The sequence below is a fragment of the Mycobacterium simulans genome, assembly GCF_900232995.1.
Taxonomy (GTDB): Bacteria; Actinomycetota; Actinomycetes; order Mycobacteriales; family Mycobacteriaceae; genus Mycobacterium; species Mycobacterium simulans.
On the sequence record NZ_OCVX01000089.1, the window covers coordinates 1 to 10,218 of the forward strand.

Sequence of the window (10,218 nt, forward strand, 5' to 3'; positions counted from 1 at the left end):
GGTGCCGCCGCGTTTCTGACGGACTGGGTTTCCTGATTGGGCATGATCTGCGGGTACGGCACCCGATAGGGAATTGACGTCTTCGTCGTAGTGCCCAATACCGCGTTCGGGACGCACTGCGGCAGTTTCGTAAGCGCCTTCACCCTCGGGTGGTCCAAATTGGGCTTCGACGGATTCGGTGGGGACGCGAAGTTGAATGTCGAGGTCATGTCTCCGACGGTCGCGTTTCGCCAAGCGCTGATATTGGGAACCGGGACGCCGAACCGTGCACTGATCAGCTTCAGCGTCGAAGTGTGGTCGAAAGTTTCACTGACCTTCAGGGGCCCACGGCTGTAGGGCGAAATGACGATACAGGGGACGCGGAAACCCAGCCCGATGGGCCCGCGGATGCCGCCGGATCCGGGCACAGAGTTAATGTCGGCGACGGTGACAAATTCGCCGGGAGTGCCCGGGGGCGGTGTCGGCGGAACGACGTGGTCGAAAAAACCCCCGTTTTCGTCGTAGTTGACGATCAGCGCGGTCTTTTCCCACACCGCCGGATTGGACAGCAATATCCGCAGCACGTCGACGATCCCGACGGCGCCGATGGACACCGGGAACGCCGGATGTTCCGACAGCAAGAATCCGGGGAGAACCCAGGAGACTTTAGGGAGTCTGTTGTTTCTGACGTCGGCGGCGAAATCAAGGGGGTAGGACGGGGCGATGCCGAAGCGGGCTAGGTTCGACCTCGGATCCGCGGCTTGCCTGAAGTCATTGACCAGCCCGTTGTAGCCGACGACCGTGTTATTGAGTGGCCCCAGCAATTTGTTCTGATAGACCTTCCAGCTGATGGCTGCATCTTCGAGGTTTTCCGGCATGATCCGCCAGCTGTATTTCTGCAGCGGTTGGATGTTGGGTTCTACGAGTACCGGGCCGCCGTTAGTGCCGTCGGGGTCGATCCACGCGCTCATCCAGTAGAGCCGGTTGGGGGTAGTCCCGCCGAGTAGTGAGCAGTAGTAGCCATCGCAAACGGTGAATGTGTCGGCCAGCAGGTAATGAATCGGTATGTCCTGGCGGGTGTAATAGCCCATTGTCACCGGCGTATTGCCCTGTAATGCACTAACCGCCGCTTGCGCCGGCAGCCAGCCGTTGTTGGCGCCGTTGTTCCACGACTGATGCATGGCGGTCCAGCTGTGGTCCGGGTCGTTGACACATTCGCCGGCCACCAGAGGGCCCCGGGTGGTGTCGAATCGGAACGGGATAGTGGTAGCGGCGGGGTCGTTCGCCTGCGTTGCCGGGTTCCAGCCTTGTTGTGCAAATACCAGCGGTGGGGTGGGGTCATCGAAACCGCGAACGGCGGACATCGCGCCGAAGTAATGGTCGAATGACCGATTTTCCTGCATCAACAACACAATGTGTTCGATGTCGGTCAAATGACCGCCGCAGGGCCCCGCCCCGTACGCCTTTTCGATTATCGGACCAGCCAAAGACATGAAAGCCCCGGAGGTGGTGGCGGCAGCGGCTTTAGCCAAAAATTGCCGACGGGTCATTCCGTCGACCGGATGCTCGCTCCCCACACGCCCTCCTCCAAGGCTGCCACGCGCCGCTTCCAGCTCACGGTATAGTTACGCCGGTCATCAGCCACGACACGCTAACCGGCGTGTCGTGCTCTAATCCCGGCTATTTGCCAAGCAGCAGTGCGCGCTTATCACGGAGGTTTGCTCGCCAACACGCCGCAATTCCGGGCCGCGACGTTCATTTGCCACACCAAATGAACCGCCGAAAGCTTCACAACTTTTGAATTCAACTGCAGAGCCCGCTCGGAATATTTCGGATAGGTGCACTTTCCTGGCCGGGCATCACCTGCGGATAGGGCACCCGATAAGGAATGGCCGGCAGCTCGCCATCGGTACTGCCCAGCACGACGTTGGGGATGCACTGCGGCAGTTTTGGCACGGCAGCCAGCAAAGGGTGGCTCAAGTTGGGTCTCGTCGAGTTCGGCGGGCTTCCGAAGTTGAACGCCGAGGTCAGATCGCCGACCAAGTTGTCCCGCCAGGTCGTCAAGTTGGGAACGGGGACGCCGAACCGCGCGCGAATCAATTTCAGCTGTGAAGTGTGGTCGAAGGTGTCATGGACCATCAGTGGGCCACGGCTGAATGGAGAAATGATCAAGCAAGGTACGCGAAATCCCAAGCCGAGGGGCCCGCGGATGCCGCCGGAGCCCGGTACCGCATTGATATCGGGAACCGTGACCCATTCGCCCGGAGTCCCAGGCGGGGCTGTAGGGGGCGTGACGTGGTCGAAGAAGCCACCGCCTTCGTCGTAGCTAATAATCAATGCGGTCTTTTCCCACACCGCCTGATTCGACAGCAAGATCCGCAACGCGTTCACCATCGCCACCGCGCCCAGCGCTACCGGTAGCGCGGGATGCTCGGACTGAATGAACGGCGGAACCAACCAGGAAACCGACGGCAGCCTGTTGGCTAGGACGTCGGCGGCGAAGTCCACGGGGTAGTTCGGCGCAATGCCGAAGCGGGCCAGGTTCGACCTCGGATTTGCGGCCTGCTTGAAAGCCTGTACCAGCCCGTTGTTGCTAATGGGTGTGTTGATGAAGCGCCCCGCGTCCTTGGCCTGGTACACCTTCCAACTCACGCCGGCATCTTCGAGGTTTTCTGGCATGATCCGCCAGCTGTACTGCTGCAGCGGCAGAAAGCCCGGTTCGACGAGTTGCGGTCCACCGTTGGTGCCCGCCGGGTCGATGTGGGCGCTCAGCCAGTAGAGCCGGTTGGGCAGGGTGCCGGTCAACAACGAGCAATGATAGCCGTCACAAATTGTGAACGTGTCAGCTAGCAAGTAGTGGATCGGGATGTCTTTGCGCGTGTAATAACCCATTGTCATTGGAACGTACGGCCCCGTCCGGGTCGCCGACTGCGCCGGAAGCCAGTTGTCATTGGCTCCGCCATTCCATGAGTTGTGCATTGCGACCCATTGGTGCTCAGGGTCGTTGACGCACTCACCGTCCAGGAAGGGGCCGCGGGTGGTGTCAAGACGGAATGGAATTGTGATCCCGGCCGGGTCGAGCGCCTGGGTCTGTGGGTTCCACCCTGGCTGCTGGAAGTGTGGGGAAGGATCGTTGAAGCCGCGGGTGCTAGAGAGCGTGCCGAAGTAATGGTCGAATGACCGGTTCTCTTGCATCAGCAACACGATGTGCTCGATATCGGTCAGGTGGCCCTGGCAAGGCCCGGCGCCATATGCCTTTTCGATTACCGGGGCGGCAAAATCCGTCAGCAACGCCGCAGCACCTGCGCCGGTGAGCTTGGTCAGAAACTCCCGCCGCGACATTCCTAGGAACGGGTTGCCGCTCACCGAATCTGCCTCCCTGCACACATTTCAGATCACGGTATAGTTACGGCGCTGGCCAATCGCGATACGCGAACCGGCGTGTCGCAAGCGGATTTTCGCGTGTCAGCAAGCGCAACTGAGTTTTCGGCGTCGATGTATGGACCATCGGGGTTATGGGCTCTAAAGGCCTTGGGCGCCAACCAATGCCGGCCCGCAATTTCCTCCGCAAGGTGCTATGGATATGGCCACGGCGGCTGGTTGCCAAACAGCTGGTGAAGCGACGCCCGCACCGGATGTCAATGCCGCGGAAAATCCCCGTGGTTCGCGAGCGGATCGTGGGCGGTCAAAGACGGTCGCGCCAAAAATTTACCTAATCTCACATTCCTAATCGAACCCACATAGAGCCATTTCCCTTTAGGCAGCGGCGCTGGCACCCCCCAGATTGTTCGAGGTCAGCGACCATCAATCCGCGTTCGGCGAGATGGCATCTGCCAGCGGCCTTCTTCCCCCAGCGCCAGAAATAGTCCGGGCTTAGGTTATCCCCTCGTGATCGATAAACGGGTGTGCTGAAGGGGGTTTCGCAATTCGAACCGCCGATGTAGCGTCCTCTGCCATGTGGGGCACGGTGCTGGCGTTAGCGCTTGTTGCGACGGCAGACCCGGTTCGGATCGGGGTGAGTGTTCTCTTGTCGTCGCGGCCTCGTGCCGTGGGTCAGTTGGTTGCGTTTTGGCTCGGCGGCATTGCAATGAGCGTTTGTTTGGCTGCAGGTGTGCTTTTTGGGCTACGCGACCTCGTGCTGGGAGTGCTGCACCGGATCGAACTCGCCACCGCCAGCTCAACAGCAGGCCACATTCAGATCGTGATGGGCGCGTTGGCATTACTCATCGCTGGACTCGCAGTCAGCCTTTCGACACGTCAGCGCGCGCGACTGGGCATGCACAGCACCAACACATCCCACCTCCAGGTACGGACGTCGACGGCAATCTCGAGATTGTCGACGCGCACCCAGGCCGCGCTGCAAGCGAAACCCCTGGGGGTGGCGTTCATTCTCGGATTTGGAATGTTGGCGGACTTCAGGTTCCTCGCGGCGCTTGCGGCCATTTTGGCCTCTGGGGTCACCGTGGGCACTCAGATCGGCGCGGCCGGGGCGTACTCCCTGGTGGCGCTGGCCTTTGTCGAACTTCCGCTCGTCAGCCAGCTGGCGGCGCCGGCAAGGACCGGCCACGTCGTGGCCGCGGTGAGCGGTTGGATGAAAGCTCATCGACAACAGGCCTTTGCCGTCGTCATCGCTTTGCTCGGGGTATTTCTGATGACCAGCGGCATGGGCAACGCCTGAAACCCTAACGGGCCGAAGGGTTCGTCGACGGGTTCAGGGACCCATCGTCCGGACGCTATCCGATGCCCGTCCGCGGCACCACACTGGGCCGCTGCTGAACAACGTGGGGATTCGCGCCACCGCGGCCCATCATCCCGCCGGGCATACCGGCTCCGGCACCGGCACCCATCGGCATCGGCATCATCGGCATACCGCCACCAGCGGGCCCAGCTTGCGCGAGTTCAGCGGCGGTAGGCATGGCTCCCAGGCCCGACATCGCCGAACTAGCCATACCTTTGGGCATCGACCCCTCCCAGGTGGGCGGCACCGACATCGCCCCCACCAACCGCGCCTTACCCAAGTCCGCCGCGGCACCCATACCGGCGCCGCCACCCAAACCCTTCATCGCGGGCGCGACATCACCGGCAAACTTCGGCAGGTCCGCCGCGGCCATACCCGCCGAGGCCAACCCGGCCGTACTCGCATTCGCCGATTGCCCCAGCTGCATCAGCGGACCGAGCATCATGCTGGCCGGATACATCCCGATCTGCGCCACCGACATCACAGACTCCATCGGCACCGCTGCAGCTGCCGACTGCACCGCCGTCACCGCGCCGGGCACTCCCGCCGCCGCACCCTGCAGCACCGGCGACACCGCAGCCGATGCCGCCGTCGCCGCACCGGCAACCTGCGCACCAACCTGCGACGCCAACCCGGCCAGATTCACCGGCGGCGTACTAAACGGCGTCAGCGTCGAAGCCACCGAGGTCGCGCCCGTGTAGTACGCCACCATCGCGCCCACATCCTGGGCCCACATCTCCACATAATCGAACTCAGTGGCCGCAATCGCCGGTGTGTTCTGACCCAAGAAATTCGTCGCAATCAACGCCAACAACGACACCCGATTCGCATCCACCGCCGCCGGATGCACAGTGGCCGCCAACGCCGTCTCAAACGCCGTCGCCGCCGCCCGAGCCTGACCCGCCGACAACTCCGCTTGCGCCGCCGCCGCGCTCAACCACGACACATACGGCGCCGCCGCAGCGGCCATCGCCATCGACGCCGGACCGGTCCACGGCCCACCGGTCAGGTCGGTAAGCAGCGACTGAATCGCCGAAACCGACGACTGCAAGTCCGCGCCCAGGCCTTCCCAGGCCGCCGCCGCTGTGAACAACGGCGACGAGCCCGCACCGGAAAAGATCCGCGCCGAATTGATCTCCGGCGGCAGCACCGCAAAGTCCAAAATCATTCGTAACCCTAACAAGCCTGCCGCCTCAGCGGCTCCGACAACCACAAGCCGTGGCTGTCACCCACAGCAGCGAAAAAACCCTCCGGCGGATCGTACGCGAGCCCACGGCGCAAGTCTGCATTTTCACCAAAAACCGACATTAGGCATTTAATGAGAAATCACACGCCGGCCTCAGCCCATTTGGGCTGCGGACATGCCAAGGGCGCCGGCGACACAAACTCCCCCCCATGTGTCGCCCGCGCCCCTGACGGCTCGCGGGTGAAGCTAGGCCCAGCTAGAACCCACAGCAGAATCGGTTTGCGCCATATTGCTACCGGCGGCCTGCACCTTCTGCCCGTGAGCGTTGGCTTGCTCGTAGATCACCTGGAAATTGCGGCCCAACTGAGTGATGAACTCCTGGCACGCCACCGAACCGGCGCCGCCCCAGAAATCCCCGGCCGCCAGCACATCGCGCACGATCGCCTGGTGTTCAGCCTCCAACGATGCCGCCTGAGCCCGAATCGTGGCTCCGTGGGCATCGACGTCACCGAACTGGTAATTAATCGTCATAGTCAATTCTCCCTATCGCTGAGTTAAGCCGCTAACTGCTCAAGATTTGCTGCGAAGCCTGCTCTTGCTGCTCGTAGTTATTGGCGTCACGGACCAGTCCATCGCGCACCCCGTGCAGCATGTTCACAATGTTGCGGAATGCCGTGTTCATCTGACCCATGGTGTCCAACGAGGTCGCCTCTGCCAGCCCGCTCCAGCCGGCACCAGAAATGTTCTGCGACGATGCCCACATCCGGCGCGCTTCGTCCTCGACCGTCTGTGCATGCACTTCAAAACGACCCGCCATGTCGCGCATCGCGTGCGGATCGGTCATAAACCGACTAGCCATCACACCCGTCCTTTCACAACGGAACAATCAATTTCGATCACGTGCCGAAATACAGCCAGCTCGACGACCCCGACCAAATCACCCCCGCCCTATCCGACACCAGTCCGCGGCACCACACTGGGCCGCTGCTGAATTACGTGTGCAGCGGCCCCGCCGCGGCCCATCATGCCGCCGGGCATTCCAGCTCCTGCACCGGCGCCCATCGGCATCGGCATCGGCATCATTCCCATACCGCCAGTGCCGGCCGCCGCCATCTCCGCAGGCAAGGCGCCCAGTCCCGCCATCGCGCCACTGGCCATACCTTTCGGCATCGACCCCTGCCAGGTGGGCGGCACCGACATCGCCCCCACTAACCGCGCCTTACCCAAGTCCGCAGCGGCACCCATACCGGCGCCGCCACCCAAACCCTTCATCGCGGGCGCGACATCACCGGCAAACTTCGGCAGGTCCGCCGCGGCCATACCCGCCGAGGCCAAACCGGCCGTACTCGCATTCGCCGATTGCCCCAGCTGCATCAGCGGACCGATCATCATGCTGGCCGGATACATGCCCATCTGCGCCGCCGACATTAACGATTGCACCGGCAGGCCTGCGGCCGCGGACTGCACCGCCGTCACCGCGCCGGGCAGCCCCGCCACCGCGCCCTGCAGCACTGGCGAAACCGCGGCCGATGCCGCCGTCGCCGCACCGGCTACCTGGGCACCAACCTGCGACGCGAAACCGGTGACTTGCGTGCCAACCTGAGATGCCAACCCGGCCAAACTCACCGGCGGCAAGCTAAACGGCGTCAGCGTCGAAGCGACCGAGGTCGCGCCCGTGTAGTACGCCACCATCGCGCCCACATCCTGGGCCCACATCTCCACATAATCGAACTCAGTGGCCGCAATCGCCGGAGTGTTCTGACCCAAGAAATTCGTCGCTATCAACGACAACAACGACACCCGATTGGCCGTCACGGCCGCCGGATGCACCGTGGCCGCCAACGCCGCCTCAAACGCCGTCGCCGCCGCGCGGGCCTGCGTCGCCGACAACTCCGCCTGAGCCGCGGCCGCGCCCAACCACGACACATACGGCGCCGCCGCAGCCGCCATGGCCATCGACGCCGGACCCGTCCACGGCCCACCGGTCAGATCGCTAAGCAGCGACTGAATCGCCGAAACCGACGACTGCAAGTCCGCGCCCAGGCCTTCCCAGGCCGCCGCCGCTGTGAACAACGGCGACGAGCCCGCACCGGAAAAGATCCGCGCCGAATTGATCTCCGGCGGCAGCACCGCAAAGTCCAAAATCATTCGTAACCCTAACAAGCCTGCCGCCTCAGCGGCTCCGACAACCACAAGCCGTGGCTGTCACCCACAGCAGCGAAAAAACNGCGACTGAATCGCCGAAACCGACGACTGCAAGTCCGCGCCCAGGCCTTCCCAGGCCGCCGCCGCTGTGAACAACGGCGACGAGCCCGCACCGGAAAAGATCCGCGCCGAATTGATCTCCGGCGGCAGTACCGCAAAGTCCAAAATCATCGCAACCCCAAACCGGCCAGCCGCATCACCGACTCCGACCACCTACCGACCGCACCCACACACTCGCGAGTACCCACGGCCGGATCGTATGACACATCACACCCGAAAGTCTGCACTTTCACCAAAAATAAGAGTTTCTACAATTCGCCGTGGAGCAACGCGAGCCAACGCGTCGCCGCGCCGAGCTCGCCGGACAGCTGTCCAGACGACGTCAATACATTGGAAAACTGCATGCGATTCTTGGGAAGTCACGGTGCGAACACACATGAATTTTTGGCTCTCAGAATGGCTGATAACGAGACTTTCGGGACTTGGCTCAAATTGGCGCGCACCACAAATCGGGCACATGTGTCGCTGCACCCGGCGACACACGATGCGCCCGGCTCTCAGCGACAATCGCCTGACCTGCGGTGTTGTTCCCAAGTTGGTAGATGCCCGTGCGCGTTTCGAGGTGCTGTTGACCTGCAGAAACCGAGTTGTCGCGCGTAGGTGGGCGGGGCGACCATCGCCTCCGGCAGAGGCCAGTGTTCGCAGTTAGCGCTAGAACAAATTTCGGAAGAAGCCCGAGAGCCCATTGCCGGAGACGAATAGGCCCGAGCTGCCGGTCCCGGAGTTTGCAATTCCCGAAGTCATGACGCCCGCGATGAAGATACCCGCATTCTGCACAGCCGCATTGTAGAAACCGGCATTCCCGTAGCCCGTATTGAGCACACCGGAGTTTCCTCCGAAGGTGCTGGTGGTGCTCGTATTGACATAGCCTGAATTACCGAAGCCGGAATTTTGAATACCCGAGTTGCCACTGCCAGCCGGATCGTTATGGCCAAAGCCTGAGTTACCCGTGCCGACATTGAAGTAGCCCGAGTTGGGACCGACCTGAGTCGCCGCACTGAAGAACCCGGTGTTGAGGTTGCCCCCGTTGAAACCTCCTGTGTTGGTGTCGCCCGCGTTACCAAAACCGGTGTTGACGTCGCCCGCGTTACCAAAGCCGGAGTTGATGTCGCCGGCGTTGAGGAAACCGGTGTTGACGTTCCCCGAATTTCCGAAGCTGGTGTTGGAGTTGCCCGCGTTGAAGCTGCCCGCATTGAAGTTGCCGGAATCGAAAAAGCCGAAGTTGCCGGCCCCGGCGTTCACCGCACCGGTGTTGGTGTTCCCGCCGTTCCAAAATCCGGTATTGGTGTTGCCGGCATTCCCGAAGCCGGTGTTCCCGATGCCCGAGTTACCGAACCCCACGTTGCCGGTACCCGAGTTGAAGAAGCCAATATTCCCGGTGCCGGAGTTGCCGAAACCGATATTTCCACTCCCGGAGTTCAGCGCGCCGATCCCAAACTGGCCGTCGCCGGTGAGCCCGAAGCCGATGTTTCCGTTCCCGGTGTTGCCGAAACCGAAATTCCCGCTGCCGGTATTGCCGAACCCGAAGTTGTTGCTACCGGAATTTCCGCTGCCAAAGTTGAAGCTACCGTTGTTTCCATTGCCGAAGTTGGTGTCGCCGATGTTGCCGCTGCCAACATTGGTGTTGCCGATATTGCCGCTACCCAAGTTGGTGCTACCGATATTGCCGCCGCCCAGGTTCTGGCTGCCGAAGTTGCCGCTACCGAGGTTCAAGTTGCCGATGTTGCCGAGGCCCAGATTGAAGTCACCTTGGTTGCCGCTGCCCAGGTTGGTGCTACCGATGTTGCCGCTGCCCAGGTTGCTGTTACCGATATTGCCGCTACCGAGGTTGGTGTCGCCGATGTTGCCGCTGCCCACATTAAGGGACCCGATGTTGCCGAAGCCGAAGTTGATGCCCTGTAGCGGTGCCGGCACGGCGCTGGCGGCCGCAGCTGTAGCGCCGCCCACCAAGCCCGACAAACCCTGCCAAGACGTCAGTTGCGACGCCGCCGCCGAGGCCCCGCCGTAATAGCCGACCATGGCTGACACATCGGCGGCCCACATCTCCCCA

The 10,218-nt window shown here is 62.2% G+C and carries 8 protein-coding genes and 1 pseudogene; 1 reads left to right on the top strand and 8 read right to left on the bottom strand.

Features of this window, described 5'->3' with window-relative positions; all coding sequences use genetic code 11:
* Both MSIMFI_RS27395 and MSIMFI_RS27400 read right to left on the bottom strand, forming a co-directional pair.
* Nucleotides 1-1,529: phospholipase C (locus tag MSIMFI_RS27395; protein ID WP_191500058.1), on the bottom strand; the 1,529-nt coding region annotated here is incomplete at its 3' end.
* Between the two features lie 253 nt (nucleotides 1,530-1,782).
* Nucleotides 1,783-3,321, bottom strand: a complete 1,539-nt coding sequence (locus MSIMFI_RS27400; RefSeq protein ID WP_224770497.1) for a phospholipase C — start codon at nucleotides 3,319-3,321, stop codon at nucleotides 1,783-1,785.
* A gap of 613 nt (nucleotides 3,322-3,934) precedes the next feature.
* Between MSIMFI_RS27400 and MSIMFI_RS27405 the strand changes: the two genes are divergently transcribed.
* On the top strand, nucleotides 3,935-4,657 hold the full coding sequence (locus MSIMFI_RS27405) for a GAP family protein (RefSeq protein WP_191500054.1): 723 nt from the start codon (nucleotides 3,935-3,937) through the stop codon (nucleotides 4,655-4,657).
* A gap of 55 nt (nucleotides 4,658-4,712) precedes the next feature.
* On the opposite strand, the gene MSIMFI_RS27410 is transcribed toward MSIMFI_RS27405, so the two are convergent.
* The 6 genes and pseudogenes from MSIMFI_RS27410 to MSIMFI_RS27435 form a co-directional block, all read right to left on the bottom strand.
* Nucleotides 4,713-5,885 carry a PPE family protein gene (locus tag MSIMFI_RS27410; protein WP_186243799.1) on the bottom strand — a complete coding sequence of 391 codons (1,173 nt, stop codon included), beginning with the start codon at nucleotides 5,883-5,885 and terminating at the stop codon, nucleotides 4,713-4,715.
* 264 nt (nucleotides 5,886-6,149) lie between these two features.
* Nucleotides 6,150-6,434: a WXG100 family type VII secretion target gene (locus MSIMFI_RS27415; RefSeq protein ID WP_023363993.1), complete on the bottom strand. Its 285-nt coding sequence runs from the start codon at nucleotides 6,432-6,434 to the stop codon at nucleotides 6,150-6,152.
* 31 nt (nucleotides 6,435-6,465) lie between these two features.
* Entirely contained in the window at nucleotides 6,466-6,762 is a 297-nt protein-coding gene (gene esxJ / locus MSIMFI_RS27420; RefSeq protein ID WP_085250583.1) for a type VII secretion system ESX-5 protein EsxJ, read from the bottom strand.
* Nucleotides 6,763-6,851: 89 nt separating this feature from the next.
* Nucleotides 6,852-8,051, bottom strand: coding sequence for a PPE family protein (locus MSIMFI_RS27425; RefSeq protein WP_191500055.1), 1,200 nt, complete (start codon nucleotides 8,049-8,051; stop codon nucleotides 6,852-6,854).
* An 81-nt stretch (nucleotides 8,052-8,132) separates the two neighbouring features.
* Nucleotides 8,133-8,279 (bottom strand): annotated as a pseudogene (locus MSIMFI_RS27430) (PPE domain-containing protein); the annotation flags it as partial.
* 540 nt (nucleotides 8,280-8,819) lie between these two features.
* On the bottom strand, nucleotides 8,820-10,218 hold a 1,399-nt coding region (locus tag MSIMFI_RS27435), incomplete at its 5' end, for an autotransporter outer membrane beta-barrel domain-containing protein (RefSeq protein WP_191500057.1).